15 protein-coding genes are annotated in these 16,703 nt (G+C 47.4%); 5 read left to right on the top strand and 10 right to left on the bottom strand.

The window, feature by feature from the left end:
• Nucleotides 1-230: 230 nt before the first annotated feature.
• The gene (locus tag ACMA1I_RS06175) at nucleotides 231-1,145 is read right to left on the bottom strand and encodes a YihY/virulence factor BrkB family protein (protein WP_337067424.1); all 915 of its coding nucleotides are present in this window, start codon (nucleotides 1,143-1,145) and stop codon (nucleotides 231-233) included.
• Between the two features lie 426 nt (nucleotides 1,146-1,571).
• Here ACMA1I_RS06175 and ACMA1I_RS06180 point away from each other — a divergent pair, with 426 nt between their 5' ends.
• From ACMA1I_RS06180 to ACMA1I_RS06190, 3 genes are all read left to right on the top strand, one after another.
• On the top strand, nucleotides 1,572-3,134 hold the full coding sequence (locus ACMA1I_RS06180; protein ID WP_337067425.1) for a PQQ-dependent sugar dehydrogenase: 1,563 nt from the start codon (nucleotides 1,572-1,574) through the stop codon (nucleotides 3,132-3,134).
• A gap of 187 nt (nucleotides 3,135-3,321) precedes the next feature.
• The gene (locus ACMA1I_RS06185; protein ID WP_337067426.1) at nucleotides 3,322-4,944 is read left to right on the top strand and encodes an alpha-amylase family glycosyl hydrolase; all 1,623 of its coding nucleotides are present in this window, start codon (nucleotides 3,322-3,324) and stop codon (nucleotides 4,942-4,944) included.
• Nucleotides 4,945-5,062: 118 nt separating this feature from the next.
• Nucleotides 5,063-5,329, top strand: coding sequence for a hypothetical protein (locus tag ACMA1I_RS06190; RefSeq protein ID WP_337067427.1), 267 nt, complete (start codon nucleotides 5,063-5,065; stop codon nucleotides 5,327-5,329).
• A gap of 59 nt (nucleotides 5,330-5,388) precedes the next feature.
• Here the strand turns inward: ACMA1I_RS06190 and ACMA1I_RS06195 are convergent, their stop codons facing one another.
• Nucleotides 5,389-6,270: a hypothetical protein gene (locus ACMA1I_RS06195; RefSeq protein WP_337067428.1), complete on the bottom strand. Its 882-nt coding sequence runs from the start codon at nucleotides 6,268-6,270 to the stop codon at nucleotides 5,389-5,391.
• Between the two features lie 289 nt (nucleotides 6,271-6,559).
• On the opposite strand from ACMA1I_RS06195, the gene ACMA1I_RS06200 reads away from it, so the two are divergent.
• Nucleotides 6,560-7,018 carry a GNAT family N-acetyltransferase gene (locus ACMA1I_RS06200; RefSeq protein ID WP_337067429.1) on the top strand — a complete coding sequence of 153 codons (459 nt, stop codon included), beginning with the start codon at nucleotides 6,560-6,562 and terminating at the stop codon, nucleotides 7,016-7,018.
• Nucleotides 7,019-7,083: 65 nt separating this feature from the next.
• A complete protein-coding gene (locus ACMA1I_RS06205; RefSeq protein ID WP_337067430.1) occupies nucleotides 7,084-7,332 on the top strand; it encodes a DUF3820 family protein in 249 nt (82 codons plus the stop codon).
• A 116-nt stretch (nucleotides 7,333-7,448) separates the two neighbouring features.
• Here the strand turns inward: ACMA1I_RS06205 and ACMA1I_RS06210 are convergent, their stop codons facing one another.
• The 8 genes from ACMA1I_RS06210 to ACMA1I_RS06245 form a co-directional block, all read right to left on the bottom strand.
• Nucleotides 7,449-7,901, bottom strand: coding sequence for a CHRD domain-containing protein (locus ACMA1I_RS06210; protein WP_337067431.1), 453 nt, complete (start codon nucleotides 7,899-7,901; stop codon nucleotides 7,449-7,451).
• An 80-nt stretch (nucleotides 7,902-7,981) separates the two neighbouring features.
• A complete protein-coding gene (locus ACMA1I_RS06215; protein WP_337067432.1) occupies nucleotides 7,982-9,310 on the bottom strand; it encodes a hypothetical protein in 1,329 nt (442 codons plus the stop codon).
• On the bottom strand, nucleotides 9,288-9,854 hold the full coding sequence (locus ACMA1I_RS06220) for a sigma-70 family RNA polymerase sigma factor (RefSeq protein WP_337067433.1): 567 nt from the start codon (nucleotides 9,852-9,854) through the stop codon (nucleotides 9,288-9,290). The genes ACMA1I_RS06215 and ACMA1I_RS06220 overlap by 23 nt, the downstream gene beginning before the upstream one ends.
• Nucleotides 9,855-10,267: 413 nt before the next feature.
• A complete protein-coding gene (locus tag ACMA1I_RS06225) occupies nucleotides 10,268-10,702 on the bottom strand; it encodes a nuclear transport factor 2 family protein (protein WP_337067434.1) in 435 nt (144 codons plus the stop codon).
• A 699-nt stretch (nucleotides 10,703-11,401) separates the two neighbouring features.
• Nucleotides 11,402-12,316 carry a carbohydrate kinase gene (locus tag ACMA1I_RS06230; RefSeq protein ID WP_337067435.1) on the bottom strand — a complete coding sequence of 305 codons (915 nt, stop codon included), beginning with the start codon at nucleotides 12,314-12,316 and terminating at the stop codon, nucleotides 11,402-11,404.
• 192 nt (nucleotides 12,317-12,508) lie between these two features.
• Nucleotides 12,509-13,519, bottom strand: coding sequence for a LacI family DNA-binding transcriptional regulator (locus ACMA1I_RS06235; protein ID WP_337067436.1), 1,011 nt, complete (start codon nucleotides 13,517-13,519; stop codon nucleotides 12,509-12,511).
• Between the two features lie 246 nt (nucleotides 13,520-13,765).
• Nucleotides 13,766-14,227, bottom strand: coding sequence for a DUF4268 domain-containing protein (locus ACMA1I_RS06240; protein WP_337067437.1), 462 nt, complete (start codon nucleotides 14,225-14,227; stop codon nucleotides 13,766-13,768).
• 771 nt (nucleotides 14,228-14,998) lie between these two features.
• A complete protein-coding gene (locus tag ACMA1I_RS06245) occupies nucleotides 14,999-16,231 on the bottom strand; it encodes a multidrug effflux MFS transporter (RefSeq protein WP_337067438.1) in 1,233 nt (410 codons plus the stop codon).
• Between the last annotated feature and the right edge of the window lie 472 nt (nucleotides 16,232-16,703).

Here is a 16,703-nt window from a genome sequence, read left to right on the forward strand (position 1 = left end):
CACAGCCACCAAGGCAGCTCCCCCTATTTCGAACGCTTTAAGCACAACTTGCCTACAAAAGATTTGAAGCTATTACACCGTCGGCCAATCAACTTTATTTCTTCATGTTGCTACCTGCTGCTGGTAAATATTTATTCGCAGCCGTGACTAGTCTGTACGCGAGACGCTATATACCCATTTAACATAACATCAGCACCAGGAGACAATAATATCGAAGACGCAAAAGCCAATCAGTTCCCCTGCCCCGACGCAATTTTTTCGCTTTCGTATTTATCTGCTATGCCGGTGGGTTCTACCTCCCGGCCCCTGTTATTGGCGTAGGCCTTGGTTACTTCTGCTCCCAGTATTAGTATAACCGAGGAGTAAAAGACCCACAACAGCACCACCACCAGCGACCCGGCCGCAGCATAAATGCCCACAATTTTAATACTACCTAAAATAATATTGATGATCTGTTTCCCAATTAGAAACAGGATAGACGTAATAGCTCCACCGGCAAACGCATCTTTCCAGGAGATGCGTGCATCGGGCAATACTTTATGAATGGCCGTAAAAAATCCAAACACCACTGCCAGGTAAAAAGCCCAGTTAATAGCCCTGACTGCCGGTGTAAAATTCTCTCCAAGCACATTTTGCAAACCTTCGCTAAAAACAGCAATTACAGTGTTCAGCAAAATGCTCAGCAGCAGCAACAGTCCAAGGCCAGCCACCATCGCCAGAGTTATGAGGCGGTGCTTCAAAAACCGCAGATACTTTACATTAGGCTTTACCCGCACCTGCCACACAGCATTTAGAGCCTTCTGAATGATGAAGAAAATAATAGTAGCACTTTTGATCACCACAACAACGGCAACAAAAATTCCCCAGAACCCGGCCGGAAAATCCAGCACGTTTTCGAGCAGGTCGTTTATCTGATCGCCAGCTTCCGGGTTAATCAGTTTCTGCAGATGCACCACTATTTCTTCTCTTACTGTTTGCTCTGAGAGAAAAGCAGAGCCTGCCAGCGTGAGCACAATCAAAATTGCGGGCAACGAAAAAATGGTAAAAAAAGCAATGGCAGCACTGTACACAATGGGCTCCCCATGCTGAAAATTCTTATTGGCATCTTTTAATATGCGCCAGGTATGATTTACAATGTTATTCACGTGATTTCTTTAACAATACTTCTACAAGAAGAGCCAACAACTTGCTGAGGAACTTGTTTAGCAGACTTCTCCTGCATTTAAAGGAACCTCATTTATATAGCCTATTACTGTCTCCAGTCCAGGGTTGTAACGCCAGATCTAGCCAGCGACTGGCATAATTAACGAGCGTAAACAGCAGAAGTTAGACCCCAGCAGCAGCCCCACACACTAATAAACCTCACTAACAAGCTGGCTAGCTGCCAAAACAGGGCAATAGAGTAGCAACTTTTAAAGCAATATAGCCTCCCCTGAGTCCTTAGTAGTTACCGCATACATGATGTAGAAAAACTGATTTAATGTCTGTAATTAACCTCAGTGGCAACCTTATTCTGGATTAAAGGTTCTATAGAAAAGTACCCGAATTTTGAATTATAAAAAGATATTCACATGCTGAGGCTATTTAAATTTACTATTGCTTTACTATATATAACGCTCATTCCGGCTACTGCCCAAACAATAAAAGGCCCCAAAGGCGAAGAATTTACCAGAAGAGTAATTGCACAAAAACTAAGCGACCCTTGGGAGATTACCTACGGCCCCGATAATCACTTATGGGTTACGGAGGCGAAAGGGTATAAAATAAGTCGCATAGATCCGGAAAGTGGCAAAAGAACCGTTTTACTGGACCTGAGCCAGGATAGGCAATTTCCGAGGTACGACCAACAGGACGAAGAGCAGAGCGGTGGTAAGCGCTGGCCACAAGGCGGATTAATGGGCCTGGCGCTACACCCTGAGCTGCTACAGGGCAAACCCTATGTATACCTGGCTTACATCTACGAGTTTAAAGGAGCTGATAAGGAGGGAGATGGCTGTGAGGCCAAAGAAGGTGGCTGCTACTATACTACCCGCCTTGTGCGCTATGCCTACGATGTAAAAGATCAGAAACTGACAAACCCCGAAGTCCTCTGCGACACTATTCCTGCCAGCAACGACCACAACTCCGGCCGCCTGACCGTTGCCCCCGTAGCTGGCCAAAACTACCTTTTCCTGACGGTAGGTGATATGGGAGCCGGCCAGTACGCCAACGGCGGCAGGCCGAACAAAGCACAGAACAGCAGCAGCTATGAAGGAAAGGTGCTGCGCTTTAACCTGGAACCAGACGCTGACAAAGGCCAGTTCGGCAAATGGATTCCAAACGACAACCCTTTCACTTCTGAAAGAAAACAAAATGCCGTCTGGAGCACCGGCCACCGCAATGCCCAGGGACTTGCTTATGCCGAAGTAAACGGTACCGGCTATCTCTACTCCTCCGAGCACGGCCCCTTCTCCGACGACGAGCTCAATATTATTTACAAAGGAAAAAATTACGGGCACCCGCTCATTATCGGCTACAACGACGGTAATTACGATGGACTGGCAGCCGGTACCACACCCTATAGCTTTTTGCCCGGTACCTGGCAAACCACCTACCCTACCATTCGTTCTGAGGCAGCCAACGCAAAAGCCCTTGGAGCTGCTTACCAGGACCCGATTAAAAGCCTGTACCCACACCCTAATAAATTTCTAAAATCTGTGATGAGCAAGATAAAAGCCGACACCGACAAACCAGACTGGCCTTCTGAAGCGCCCAGCAGCCTGAGCGTGTACACGGCGGCTGCCATACCTGGCTGGCAAAACTCGCTTCTTATACCATCGCTAAAAAATGGCAAGCTGTTCCGCCTGCAACTCAATGCCAAAGGTAATGGCATTACCGGCGATACCCTCAGCTACTTTAAGGCTCCCATCCGCTACCGCGACATCGCCATTTCGCCGGATGGCACCCGCCTCTACCTCTCTACAGATAGCGTTACCGTAACCTCAGGCCCCTCAGAAGAAGCTCCACCAGACGAAAATGCCTGTTCCGGCTGCATCATGGAATTTACTTACAAAAGCGGCGGTACCCCTGGCAGCAAAGAGGCCGCTCGTAAGCAAAACAACCAAACCGGTTTACTACGGCAGGAACAGGAATAGTGCAATGGCCAGAGGCTATAGATGTCTGAAACAAGGGAGGCCAACATCTGGCCGGCCCTTGGCTTGTTCTATCCAAACAAGCCTCCGGAAGCCCATTTTCATTAGCAGAATTACGCTAGCCACCTTTTAACCTAAAGGGCTGCCGCACCGTTAGCTCTAGTCAGCATTCTAACCTAAACTCAGCAGCATGCAGGCAAAAACACCCAAGTCAGAAAGAGCATCAGGTGACCTTTGGTGGCAGAAAGGCATCATTTACGAAGTATATATTCGTTCCTTTAACGACACCAATGGCGATGGCATCGGAGATCTGAAAGGCATAACCGCCAAACTCGACTACTTGAAAGATCTGGGCATAGACTGCATCTGGGTAACGCCGTTTTACGAATCGCCGATGAAAGACTTTGGCTACGACATTTCTGATTTTAAGAGCGTAGACAAAATGTTCGGAACCATGCGCGATTTTGAGGAACTGTTGCGCCAAACGCACCAGCGGGGTATGAAGTTGATCGTGGACCAGGTGCCTAACCATACCTCCGACCAGCATGCGTGGTTTAAAGAGGCCCGCTCCTCACGCAACAACCCCAAGCGCGATTGGTACATCTGGGCAGATGCCGATGCAGCGGGCAATCCGCCCAACAACTGGCTGGCCATGTTCGGCGGCAGCGGCTGGGAGTGGGACGAGCAAACGGAGCAGTTCTATTACCACGCCTTTCTGCCGGAGCAGCCTGACCTGAACTGGCGTAACCCCGAAGTGCAAAAGGCGGTGCTGGAAGAAATGCGTTTCTGGCTCGAAAAGGGTGTAGATGGTTTCCGGGTAGATGTGATGTGGCACCTGATCAAAGACGAATATTTCCGCGATAACCCCGACAACCCTGATTACAAAGAAGAGCAACCTACCTACAACCAGCTGCAGCCTGTGTATTCTACCGACCAGCCCGAGGTGCACGACATTATTGAAAAAATGCGTAACCTCACCGATAGTTACCCCGACCGTGTGCTCATCGGGGAAATATACCTGCCCATACACCAGCTCGTAAGCTACTACGGCCCCGATAACCAGGGAGCACAGCTGCCCTTTAACTTTCAGCTACTCACCCTGCCCTGGGAGCCTAAAAAAATAGCCATCGCTATAGATCAATACGAAGGAGCCCTGCCAAACGCTGGCTGGCCTAACTGGGTAATGGGTAACCACGACCAATCCCGGATGGCTAGCAAACTGGGCGAGGCACAGGCGCGGGTGGCGGCTATGCTTCTGCTAACGCTCCGCGGCACCCCTACCCTCTACTACGGCGACGAAATAGGTTTGCAAGACGTAAAAATCCCCAAAGACGAGGTGCAGGACCCACAGGGCAAACTTATGCCAGACAAAGACCTCAGCCGTGACCCCTACCGCTCACCCATGCCCTGGAACAACAGCGAAAATGCAGGCTTCAGCACCGGCAAACCCTGGCTCCGCATGGTCGAAAAAACAGAGAAACTCAACGTAGAAGCCCAGCTGCAAAACCCGGATTCTATGCTGTCGCTCTACAAAAAGCTGATTGCGCTTCGGCGGCAGGAGCCAGCCTTGTACAAAGGTCTTTACCGGCCTGTTTTCTCAGATAACCAATTGATTGCTTACCTGCGGAAAACAGAAGAAAAAAACTTTCTTGTTGTACTTAACCTGACCGACAAAACCTGCTACTTTAAGCCAGATCGTTTTAAATTTAAAGGCAAGGTGATGCTTAGCCTGCTTCCGGACCATGAAACCGAAACGGTGGAAAATGAGATCAAACTAAAAGGCAATGAAGGACTGATAATTGAAATAGAGTAAGGAGAAATTTAGCACTATCTAAGTACTGAGCCACGGGTCCAGAGGAGGACCTTATTTACCTGATCCTGTACCTTCTACTGCGCGTACTATGTAAAATCAACATACAAACTATAAAACTATGAGCGAATCTAAGAAAACAACAGACAAGAAAGAGATTAAAGAATGGGCCGAAAAGCATGGCGGAGTTCCTTGCGTAATCAAAGGCACCGAAAGCGATGGCAGCGGCGAAGGAGTGCTGCGCATTCACTTCCCTGAAAAGAGCGATAGCAACGACAGCTTTGAGGAAATAAGCTGGGATGAGTTCTTTGAAGAATTTGAGAACAGCAAGCTGGCGCTGCTCCACGACCCAAGCGGCAACTTTAATAAACTGGTGAAACGAGATTGAGTTTTACAGGGCGGCTCAACTTGTGCCGCCCTGTAAAGCTTCACCTGCTATAGTACATGCTAATGGGCCGTTTTTTGCTCACCACCCAGATTCAGGTTGTACTGCAAACCTAGCCTGCCCATAAGGGCAGTAAGTGGCACATTTGTACGCTCAACCTGTTCCTGAACCGTAACAGAAGAACCATCGAAGTAGGCAGTTGTATTTTTTTGGTTCACATTCCTGATGCCAAACGGGAGGGCTAGGCCATACTGGCAGGTTACCTGAAGCCGCTTCGGCAGGTTAAAGGTTATATTCATGCCAGGTTCTACGGTAAGGCCACGCAGGCCAATGTACTGGCTTTGCTCAAGGTCGTTAGAGCGGTGGCGATTGTAAAACCGAAAGTAACTGTAGTTGGAGTAGACCAGCCTCAGGCCAAAGCCATATTCCACTCTTTCCAGCTTATCGCCGATGTTGATCTGCCCGAAATAACTCCAGTATTTGGCCTTTGTAACTTCTTCGTTGCTAAGTTTACTTGAAAGGGAGTACCAATAATTATCTATTTCAGTGACACCAGCGCCTGCGTACACCTCCAAAATAGAAAACATTCGCCCTTCCTTTTTTCTAAAATAACCCAGACCTCCTCTTAGCACATAGTCATTCCGGTCAATGTTGGACCGATTGTTAAGCATGCCTCTTCTTTTTTTGATACCGTGGTCCAAAGTGGCTGTTCCGAACACAGCAAACTTGTTTGTAAAAGCATAGGAAAGATGCAGGTCGTACCCACCAGCTCTGCCAACCGATACATGCAACTGGTTCTGCCGATCGTGCAGCGGCATGATAAGTGATTTGGGCGTGTAAAAAGATCTTTGCGCAAAGAGTCCTTCTGTCGCCAGCAGCAGTATACAACATAAGGCTGTAGACCAAAAGTGCTTTGCCAACACGTTTTTTTTCCTGCTATCCATTTTATGAACTGTGGGTGTGAGGCCAACAGTTTTTAAGACCGCTTCTTTTCATGCACATTTGTTTTGATTTAGGTAGTCTACAAAATTTGATTGTAACAGGAGGCATTGCCAAATTGGAAGCTGAAGTCCGCCCTTTCATATAAATATATAAACTTTTATTTAAATTATTTAACCATTATCAGCAGTAAAAGCTATTTGTAAGCCTGTTCTACTTTCTCTGCCAAGCCTGCTGTAGAAGTTAACCGCCTTGCGTATCTTTGCTGCTTTCGAAACAGCACCCCTACACCATATGAGCAGCGAAACCGGCCCACGTAGCATCTGCAAACCATTTCAAGACCTTACACCGGACGAACTGTACGACCTGCTCCGGCTCCGTAGCGAAGTTTTTGTAGTAGAGCAAAATTGCGTATTCCTGGATTTAGATAATAAAGACCAACAGTGCCACCACCTGCTGCTATACCAAAATAACATGCTGGCTGCTACTGCCCGACTCCTACCGGCCGGGTTATACTACACCGAAATGTCGATTGGGCGAATTGTTACCAGCCCGGCGGCAAGAGGCACCGGCTTAGGAAAGGAATTGGTGCGGGAAGCTATTGAAGCCTGTTACCAGCTCTTCGGCCATGGCCCGATAAAAATTGGAGCACAGCTGTATGCGCGGAAGTTTTACGAATCGTTTGGTTTTGTGCAGTCCAGCGACGTATATGATGAAGACGGCATCGACCATATTGAAATGATAAAGGCTTAAATCGGCCAAAAACACCTCCGGAAGGCCGTTTTCATTCGAATAATTTCTACCTAACCTTTGCTCCCATGACAGATCCGGCGCAGCCAAATTCCGACATTCTACTGGACCTTATAAAAATGAAGATGCCTTTCGGGAAATACAAAGGCACCACCCTCTGCGACCTCCCTGTTTTTTACCTCGAATGGTTTAGCCGCGAAGGCTTTCCGCCCGGTAAACTGGGAATGCAACTGGCTACCATCTACGAAATCAAAACCAACGGATTGGACTACCTGCTCACGCCTCTCAAAAAGCAGCTGAAAAAAGGTTACTCTTAGCCTCGTCAGTAGCAGGTTTTCTATTTTCTAGCGTCAGATAAAGTGTTGCAGCTAAAGCTGCCAATCCAGGTTTTATCAAAGATTGGCAGGCTTGGCTGGCTTCTCTGTAGTAGAAATTACCTTAGCTGCCCTCTGATTTCCCCTGCCGGGAACTGAGCACTATGCACGTTTACATACCACCTTCCAGATAACAGTTCAGCTGCCTGCTCCTGAGTTAAAGCTGGCGTCTGACCAGTTACCGGGCTGGTGTATGGGGCAGACCCTATCCCGATCGTTACCGGTCCTGATTCTGTTGGGTCCCCTTTATGAAAGTGCATGGCTGTCGGATTTAAGCCGGTGAAGGTAATGGTGTAGGTAATGATTCTGGTGGTTTTGTCGAAGGTGCCGTTAAATGTACCAGTAGCCTGTGAGGTGTTGGCAGGTACTTCTTTGGCCCCGGTCAGACTGATGTTCTGGAAAGAGACCAGGTTGTCCATGTCGTCGTCATCGTCGCTGCAGCTGCTCAACGAAAAGACCAACAGGCACAAAAGCGGTAGGAACAGCCTGCTCAGGATGTTTACATTTTTCATATCAATTTTTGTTAAATAAGTTAATATAAGTAGTAAATGCTGTATGCGACCTATGTTATCTGAACATAAGCACCGGGTGTCTATTTTTTAAGATCGAAGGTATAACCGGCTGTAAGGAGCACACCGGCACTGGTTAATTTCACATGGCCCGCCCCTATGCTGCTAAACGGTATTTTAACAAATGGCTCTGCTCCTACGGCAAAGGCAGAAGAAAGCCTGCGCGTGTAAGCAACCGACAAGTTTTGAACAGCAAACCAATGTCGGTTTTCATTTTCTACTACCCAGGTTTTGGTATAGGGGTAACTTACGTAGCGTTCATAGTTATAGAGGTACTCCTCCTGCAGCATAATGTAACTGGAAAGCCCTGCCTGTACCGCCAGCTGATTTTTGCCCCGCTCCAGTAGCAGTACCCGCATATTTAAGGGAATATCAAGCACCTTGCAGGTCGCGTCTATCTTGTCGGGTAGGTACTTCCCGTCCCAATAATCCGGCGACGGGGAGTAATCCTGAGGTTGAGCACTGTACCGCTTTTTCGCCCACAGCACCCCCGAAACCAGGCTGAGCCTGCGTGAAAGCGGCAGTGCTACCAGCAAGCCTGCGTTCGAACTAAACACGCTTGGGTCTTTAAACTTTACCATGGTCAGGTCGGGGGCCACTGCCAGCATCAAGTGTATTTTCTGCAGCAGGTAAGGTTGCTTTTCAGCAGCTGAGGTCTGCTTAAAAGAGGCTTTTTTCTCGTCTTTACCAGGTTGCGGCACAGTATCTTTAGCCTCAGGTGCAGCCGGCTTTTCCATATCTGCCAGCACCGGGACGGGCACCCCACCGCTTGTGTCGGCAGGAGCTGCATGAGGCGGTAAACCAGGAAGGTCTGCAGTTCCCCAATTTACCTTATCAGCCCCAGGAAAAGAGCTTGCTGTGGCAGTAGTCGGCACTACGTTATGCGGTATGGCGACAGAGGCAGCTGCTTTCTTTTTTCGTATGCCGAAGGTGTTTCTGCTTTCAGGCTGCTCCTGGCTACCTGGTGCTGGTGCTCCCGGATGGGCTGCCTGGGCAACAGAAGCCTGCAGGCCTCTGTAGGAGGAGTTATCCCCAGGCAGCTTTGTTTCTCCGGTAACCGCAGCGGGTGCAGGCAAGCGTGGCTGCAGGTGTGGTGTATTTTCTGGATCTGGTAAGGCAACTGAAACTGGCTGCTGTCCCTGCCTTACATCGTATAAAGGCACTGTGCCGATTAGGAGGAGAAGCAACAAAAGCGGAAGCACACGCCAGAAGCCCGCAGCATGGCCTTTGCCTGTATCCAGCTTTTGCTCCATAGCCCGCCAGGCTTCCGGATCATAAGGAGGATCGAAGCCTTCTGCTGATTTCCTGAACAGGTTATCCAGCTCTTCGTCAGATATATTGTTTATCCTCATGTATCCTGTTTTTCTTTAATGCTTCCCGTAAATTTGCCCGCGCCTTAGATAGATTTGACTTAGATGCCCCCACTGAAATACCCAGCAGAGTGCCTATTTCCTCGTGTGTGTAGCCATCTATCACAAACAGGTTAAACACAGCCCTGTAGGCAGGTGAGAGCTGCTGCACCAGGCTTATCAGGTACTCATAATGTAGCTGCTGCAATACATCAAAAGTATCTGCGGCCGGTTCAGCGGTTTCCAGGTCTGCGAGGTGGTAGTGCTTCAGGTTGTGGCGGTAGTTGTCGAGGGCCGTGTTAATCATAATCCGCCTCACCCAGCCCTTAAAAGGCTTCTCCGGTTTATACTTGTCCAGCCGCGTAAAAACTTTCAGAAACCCATCGTTGAGCACCTCTTTTGCCTCTTCTGCATTTTTGGAGTAGCGCAGACAGATGCTCATGGCATAGCCGAAGAAAAGCTTATAAAGCTTTCTTTGAGCGTCGCGGTTTTGCTGTACACATCCACGAAGAAGCTCCTCAACCTCTTTGCTTTCTGTATCCGTCACTCGGTCTGAATTAATATGTCCATCACGCCCCCATTTTCGGAATGGTTGCCTTGCTGCAAAAAAATATTTGGGGCAATAGAACGTCTGTAGGTGCTACAAATTTTATGCAACATGCCGAACTGCCACCAGCAGCCTAACAGGGAGTAACTGACCTAATCAGTAGAGGGGAGTGTTTCAGTGATTTGTAAATAGCAATGGCAATATTGGGTGTCAGGGCCCTGCTGCTACGCCAAAATAAGTTAAAGAATTTAACTGCCCTTGCGTGCAGGAGTTGAAACGCTTGGTGCAGGTACTGTGGCTACTGATGCAGCTGCTATATGGCAGATAACATTTGTCAGCCACTGCCTCTGTCAGCAGCATTGATAAAAGCAGGTTATAAGGTTAAAAACGCGCCACTTACTGTTGCTACAGCCTTAGGGGTTAAGTTTAACGGCCTGCCTTGCCAGCAATTGCCACTTGCCGCGGTGCTTTTGCCATACCAGCAGCACATGCATATTAATTTTTTCTACGGTTTCGGCACTCCGGAGCTCGCCAATAAACCTGTGGCGCACAATGGCCGTTTTACCAGAGACCTGTATGCTTTGATCTGTTAGTTGCACCATATCCCAATTGGTGTTGCCGCTAACCAGTTTTTCGATAACAGTAGTTTTTCCTTCTACATTTCCGCTCGAATGCCCAAAGCTCAACTCCTCCGACAGCACATTTTCCAGCACCACCTTATCTGGATTCACCAGCACAGTCCGGAAAATTTCTACGGCAGCGGCCACACGTTTCTCATTTCTTGTTTGTGCCTGAACCGCCAGTTGCCAGAACAGGCAGATAGCCAGCAAGCTTATAACTCTTCTCATTTCCTGTTGATCACTTCACCATGCCTTAGCCCCACCTCACAAGGCAAAATATATTTCTAACCAAATGCCGGGACAGGATCAAGCTATTAAATTATTTAGAAAAAACATAACAGAAGCTAAAATAATAAACCCTTTCTTCACCAGATATAAAATAAGAAATTATATAGAATGCGCCTTTTCGCTCCTAACTACTTTACCAAGATTTCGGCCGGTTTTGATACTCTTTAGCAGTCAAAAGAACGCTCCAGCAATAAACAGAGAGGAGCACTAGCACAATAGTAGTTCGTAAAGAAGCATTAGGCACTAAAAAGCCTCTGGAAGGAAATTTTCATTAGATTAATTTGCTGAAAGCTAATTATTAACAAGGTATTACGACAGCAAGCTATAGGGCGATTACTTCTGCCAGGTGCACAGATTGACAATTTTTTGTTTGAGCGTTCAGCGAGTTTAAAATTGTCTTGATTTTTTTGGTTCTTTTTGTATCAAGACAAAAAGAACAGGAAAGCAGGCAATGCAACAGCTTCATTTTATTAAAGCAATAGAAGCAGCTATGCGAACTTCGACTAAAAACCGCTGCTGATGCCTCTCCCCACAAGATCATTTTAAGATCCCAAAAGTAAGATGGTGGTTGAGCAACAAACTATGCTCAACCACGGCACAAATGAGCTAGAACAATTTGGCCTTGCCAGCTGCTGTGCCCTAGCCTTGCTGCTCCAGTTGCTGCTGAAAGGCATGTAATGTTTGCAGCTCATAGGGCGGGCAAGCGCCGTGGTGCATGGTTACAAAAGCAGCGAGAGTGGCGGCAAAGGCCAGCGCAGCTTCGGGTGGCTGCTGCCGGAGCTTCTTTGCCAGAAAGGCAGCCAGAAACGAATCTCCGCTGCCAATGGTATCGGCCACCTCAATCGCAAAAGCCTCTTGGTGAAAGTTTTCGTTAGGTGTGTAATAAGAAGCTCCTTTGCTGCCTTTGGTAAGAATGATTTCGTGTATGTTAAACTGGTTCTGCAATAGCGCTATGCGCTCCTGCTCTGTACTCAGGCTCTGATTGAAGTAACCGGTTACCAGCTCCAGCTCCTCTACATTCAGTTTAAGCAGGTTAGTGTGCGGCAGAAGTTGCGCCAGCTTTGCCGGGGTGTAGTACGGCTCCCGCAGGTTCACATCAAACACATTGTAAGAAGAAAGCTCGAGGAGCCTTAGCAAGGTCTGCTGCGATACATCGTGACGGGTAATCAGGCTGCCAAACACCAGGGCATCGGCCTGTTGTACCAGGGGTACATGTGCTTCCTCAAAAGAGACAAAATCCCAGGCAACAGGATACAGAATATCATAGGTTACATCTTTGTGCTCGTCCAGGCGCACCAGCACTTCGCTGGTTTTATGTTCCTGATCTGTCTGACAAAAGGCCGTAGACAAGCCCCAGTTTTGGAGGTGCTGCAGCAGTTGCTGGCCTTTCTCATCGGCACCTACTCTGCTTACTAAAGTGGCGTTTATGCCGAGCTGCTGCAGGTGGTAGGCTACATTCATGGGGGCGCCTCCCGGTGTGGCAGTGGAAGGAGATACGTCCCACAGCACTTCGCCAAAACAAATAACAGCTGGTTGCTCAGAAGATAAATTCATAGAAGACACAGGTTAGCTACAGATAACACGACAAAGATGTACAAATTAACTACATATGTTACGCAGAAACGAGTGTTTAAGCACAAAAGCATTTCGAAACCAAACTATATAGCCTGCTCCTTTTGGCAGCCAGGTTCCTCGTGCACACGATGGTGCTGATAATTGAAATAGCTGTTTTTGCCTTGTAGAAGCTTAGCAAGAGCTCTTCACCACCAGCGTTGCCTCCAGGTTGAGCTGGGTACGGGCTTGGTTTCCGTCTATTAGCTGAAGCAGGGCCTGCACAGCCTTTCGTCCTATTTCTGCCATTGGTTGCCGGATGTGCGTTACGGGGCAGTAAAACAGGTCGTAAGCATCGGTCTGATCAAAACCAATAATTGCTACGTCTTCCGGCACCCGGAGCTTTTTCTCATTTATGAACTTGAGTCCGTTGATAGCAATTTTATTAGAGGCCAGAAACAGTGCCTCTACGGGCTGCTCTCCGTATAGCAACTCCTGCATGTGCCGGTCCATGTCCTCTTTCAGGCGATCTTCGTTTACTTCTATACACCAATCTGCCTCCAGGTTTATGTTGTAATCCTGAAGGGCCTGGCGGTAAGCTCGGGTTCTCTCCTGCAGGTGGTAAAGTCCCGAATTATAATTTATCATCCCGATCCTTTTGTAGCCCTTTTGGATAAGATGTTCCACTCCATCGTAAGCGGCCTTAAAATTATCGAGTGCTACATAGCTTACTTCTATATCAGGGTAATACCGGTCTATAAGAACAAACGGAATATGATGTTCCTGCAGGTACCGCACCTGTTCCTCGGCATGTTCTGTAAGGGCAATAATAAACCCATCGATCTGGCGGTTGAGCAAAACCTTGATAAGGTCCCAGGCTTTGTCGGCGTTTTCGTCGGAGCTGCCAAATACTACGTTGTACTTGTGCTGCTTGGCTTCGTCTTCTATAATGCGGGCAATGTTGGCCGAAAAAGGATTGGCAATATCGGCTACAATCAGGCCAATGGTATGTGTTTTACCGCTTTTCAGGCTTTTGGCAATCTGGTTGGGCTGGTAGTTGAGTTCTTTGGCGGCGGCTCTTATTTTTATGGCGACTTCCTCTCCTACCCGTTTCTCGCGTTCCTGCCCGTTTAGTACATAAGACACCAGCGCAGTAGATACTCCTACTTTCTGCGCAATATCCTTTAACGATACTTTCCTTTTCATGCCGACCCTGTTCTGTAGTTGATTCAGACTTAATATTAAATTTAAACGTTTAAACATACAAGCATTATCTTCATTTACTCCTAAGCCAGGACCAGGCAAGCGCTCTACTCCTGAACACAGGCTGCAAAAAAACTGACTGGAGTGGATAGAAGCTGCTCGTACGCCTACTCACCACGGCACATGCCGGAGCAGCAAATACCGGAAAAGGTAAGATTCTGAAAGAAGACAGAAAGCAGGTTTAGTTGTTTACCTCAGAGGATCGAAACTGTACTGGGCATTGCTCCAGAACTCGTCGAGGGCAATAATGCGCGGTTTAAAGAAAGAAATCAGGGCGGGCCAGTCATCTTTGTTGAACACATTTACACTGGGCAGCTCCTTGTAAATTCTGCTGATAATGCGGTTATGTTCGTCGGTGGTGTGCAAGGCCCACTCCCACTCCTCCCCCACTGTATCGTGCAGCATGGCGCGAAGTTCCTGGAACTGCTCGAAAAAAAGCAGCTGGATCTCAGGGTCCGGATGGGTAATCTCGATGGCAATAGAGGCCGACTTTTTATCGGCCTGCATTCTGAAGTAAACATGCTTGAGGCCGGTTTTATAATTTGCCCAATTGGTGCGCAACCCCTCGGCCGAAGGGTGCGGCGCTATATATTGTCCAAAGGCCGTCCAGAAAGCCTGGCGCAGCTGCGATGCTTGTTCTCGTGTATACATGCTTTAAAAATACGATTCTGATGGCTGGTAAGCAAAAGTGGTTTTAGCAGAGGAGCTGTATCTGTCACGTATTGCGCCTGTGGCTATTTAGGCTCACCACCTACACCTCCTGGCCCATTTGCTTTTGCCTCTTGCCTGCAAGATTCCAAAATTACTATGGTTACGACTATTAACAGCTGCTCCAATGTACCTCACCGCTGCAAAACCAGATTACTATAGCTAATTTGTGCGGTAGTAGCGAATTATTAGATAGTCCTTTATCATCCACCTTTTGTCATTTTGGAAGGAACTTGTGGGCGAGATCCAACAGCAGTCGCTATTAGCTTCCTGGTTAAAATTCCTCGCTAGTGCGAGCTTGTAGCTCGTACTTTCATGCCAACGGTTTCACTTTATAGCGTGGGCGAGATTCGTTAGCAGGCGCTATTAGCTTTTAGTCAAAGTTCGCATAGCCACTTTAGCAGTCGTTATTAGCTTTTAAGTCTAAGTTCACATAGCGGCTTTTCTTGCTGTGACAGCGGAATGAAGCTATTGCATAGCTGGCTTTCTTATTCTTTTTGTCTTGATACAAAAAGAACCAAAAAAATCAAGACGATTTTGAACTCGCTGAACGCTCAGACAAAAAATCGTCAGTAGCTGCACCAGGCAAAGTGTTCGCTCTGTAGCTTGCTGCCGCAAAATTTATTAAATGTCAAGGCAGCTTCTGCAAAACCAAATTATTCTAATGAAAAACCCCTTCCTGAGGCTATTTACGTTAACTGGCCTTAAGGGTAACTATAGTACCACAGAGGTATCTTCTTCTACCATTTGGCGGCTGGCGCGGTACCGTACGATCCGGGTGCTGGTCATCAAGATCAGCAGACCCACCAGCGCACACCCCAACATAATGCTCACCATTGGCATAGTGGTACCGTTGTGCAGAAAACTTACAATAGCAGACGCTAATCCGCCCATCGCCATTCTGAAACTTCCCATCAGGGCAGCGGCACTTCCTGTGTGTTTCGAGAATGGTGCCAACGACAAGGCTGTTGCATTCGGGTTTGTTAATCCCTGGCCAGTGAGGAATATAAAAATAATGGCTACCAGACTATACTTGCCATACCAGCCGTACCAGGTGCCAAGCACCATGAGCAGACCAATGGCCGTTTGGTAATACAAGGTTACTATAATAATCTGTTGGCTGGTAAAGCGTTTCAGCAGCACATGGTTGAGCTGTGTAGAACCAATCATGGCAAAAGCAATAGTGGCGAAAATCCACCCGTACTCCTGCTCGCTCACATTGTAAATGTTCATAAACACATCGGCGGAGCCGGCTATGTAGGCAAAAGGAGCCGCTGTGGCAATACCACCGGCCAGCATATAAATCAGGAATTGTGGCTGCCGGAGCACTGTCAGGAAGTTGTTGAGCACGGGTTTAGGCCGCAGCGAAATACTGGGATCTGCCACCTTGCCCACCGGCAGGAAAAAGTGTACTCCCGCCATAATAAGAGCAGTAATGGCCGCCAGCGCAATAAACACCGAGTGCCAGCCAAAAGCAGTTGTCATGTAACCTCCCACTGTAGGCGCAATCATAGGCGATACAGCTATCACCAGTGTAAGCAACGAGAAAGCCTGCGCTGTTTTATTAACCGGAAAAATATCGCGCACCAGCGCCTGTGCTGCCACCATACCCGCACAACCTCCTATGGCTTGTAAAAAACGCATTCCGATCAACGATTCGACAGAGTTGGTAAGGGCGCAACCCAATGAAGCGATGATGTAAATAACCAGGCCCATGTACAAAGGCATTTTACGTCCATACCTGTCGAGAAGTGGGCCGTAGAGCAGCTGACCTGCCGAAATACCAATTAGATAGCTGGTAAGAGAAAACTGAACCTGAGAAATAGTAGTGTTTAAATCTGCTGCAATGGCCGGAAAACCAGGCAGGTACATATCAATTGCAAAAGGACTAATGGTTGAAAGAGCACCCAGTATTAAAATAACTATAAAATATTGTCTACGTGTCATATATAAATTGAAAAAACATTCAAAGTTACAACATTAATTCCGGTTCTAAAAAAATTGCTGTTAAAAGAAGAGTTATACCGCTGGGAGCCAGAGTTGTTGCCCCAGCTGTTGCTATATTTAGTAATCATCGGCAGGAATTAAGGTAACAAAGGTACAGCAGCAGGTGCTGTGATAAATTATTTTTATGTTGCTCCAGTAACAAATAACCTACTAGCTACCAATGCCTTAACCACAGACCTATCAGAAATATACTATATCAAAATACTTAATTTATAATACAGGAAAAATATATCAGATTATTTATATACTATTGCGAGATAAATTATATTCTTTAAACCAATAGTATTTAATAAAGCTTATTCTGAAAATATAGTAGTAGGAACAAAACAGAGCGGCCGGCTCTTTATTCTAGTATGCAAACTACTAATGATAAAGAACCAAACCGCTCCGAATATTTACCCTTAACGAGTCT

The organism is Pontibacter sp. 13R65, assembly GCF_047525655.1.
Taxonomy (GTDB): domain Bacteria; phylum Bacteroidota; class Bacteroidia; order Cytophagales; family Hymenobacteraceae; genus Pontibacter.

What these genes read in the sequence shown, in the direction of transcription:
- ACMA1I_RS06210 (WP_337067431.1), bottom strand. Translation starts at nt 7,901, where the DNA reads ATGAAAAATGTAAACATCCTGAGCAGGCTGTTCCTACCGCTTTTGTGC.
- ACMA1I_RS06180 (WP_337067425.1), top strand. Translation starts at nt 1,572, where the DNA reads ATGCTGAGGCTATTTAAATTTACTATTGCTTTACTATATATAACGCTC.
- ACMA1I_RS06200 (WP_337067429.1), top strand. Translation starts at nt 6,560, where the DNA reads ATGAGCAGCGAAACCGGCCCACGTAGCATCTGCAAACCATTTCAAGAC.
- ACMA1I_RS06245 (WP_337067438.1), bottom strand. Translation starts at nt 16,231, where the DNA reads ATGACACGTAGACAATATTTTATAGTTATTTTAATACTGGGTGCTCTT.
- ACMA1I_RS06235 (WP_337067436.1), bottom strand. Translation starts at nt 13,519, where the DNA reads ATGAAAAGGAAAGTATCGTTAAAGGATATTGCGCAGAAAGTAGGAGTA.
- ACMA1I_RS06225 (WP_337067434.1), bottom strand. Translation starts at nt 10,702, where the DNA reads ATGAGAAGAGTTATAAGCTTGCTGGCTATCTGCCTGTTCTGGCAACTG.
- ACMA1I_RS06205 (WP_337067430.1), top strand. Translation starts at nt 7,084, where the DNA reads ATGACAGATCCGGCGCAGCCAAATTCCGACATTCTACTGGACCTTATA.
- ACMA1I_RS06215 (WP_337067432.1), bottom strand. Translation starts at nt 9,310, where the DNA reads ATGAGGATAAACAATATATCTGACGAAGAGCTGGATAACCTGTTCAGG.
- ACMA1I_RS06230 (WP_337067435.1), bottom strand. Translation starts at nt 12,316, where the DNA reads ATGAATTTATCTTCTGAGCAACCAGCTGTTATTTGTTTTGGCGAAGTG.
- ACMA1I_RS06240 (WP_337067437.1), bottom strand. Translation starts at nt 14,227, where the DNA reads ATGTATACACGAGAACAAGCATCGCAGCTGCGCCAGGCTTTCTGGACG.
- ACMA1I_RS06195 (WP_337067428.1), bottom strand. Translation starts at nt 6,270, where the DNA reads ATGGATAGCAGGAAAAAAAACGTGTTGGCAAAGCACTTTTGGTCTACA.
- ACMA1I_RS06190 (WP_337067427.1), top strand. Translation starts at nt 5,063, where the DNA reads ATGAGCGAATCTAAGAAAACAACAGACAAGAAAGAGATTAAAGAATGG.
- ACMA1I_RS06185 (WP_337067426.1), top strand. Translation starts at nt 3,322, where the DNA reads ATGCAGGCAAAAACACCCAAGTCAGAAAGAGCATCAGGTGACCTTTGG.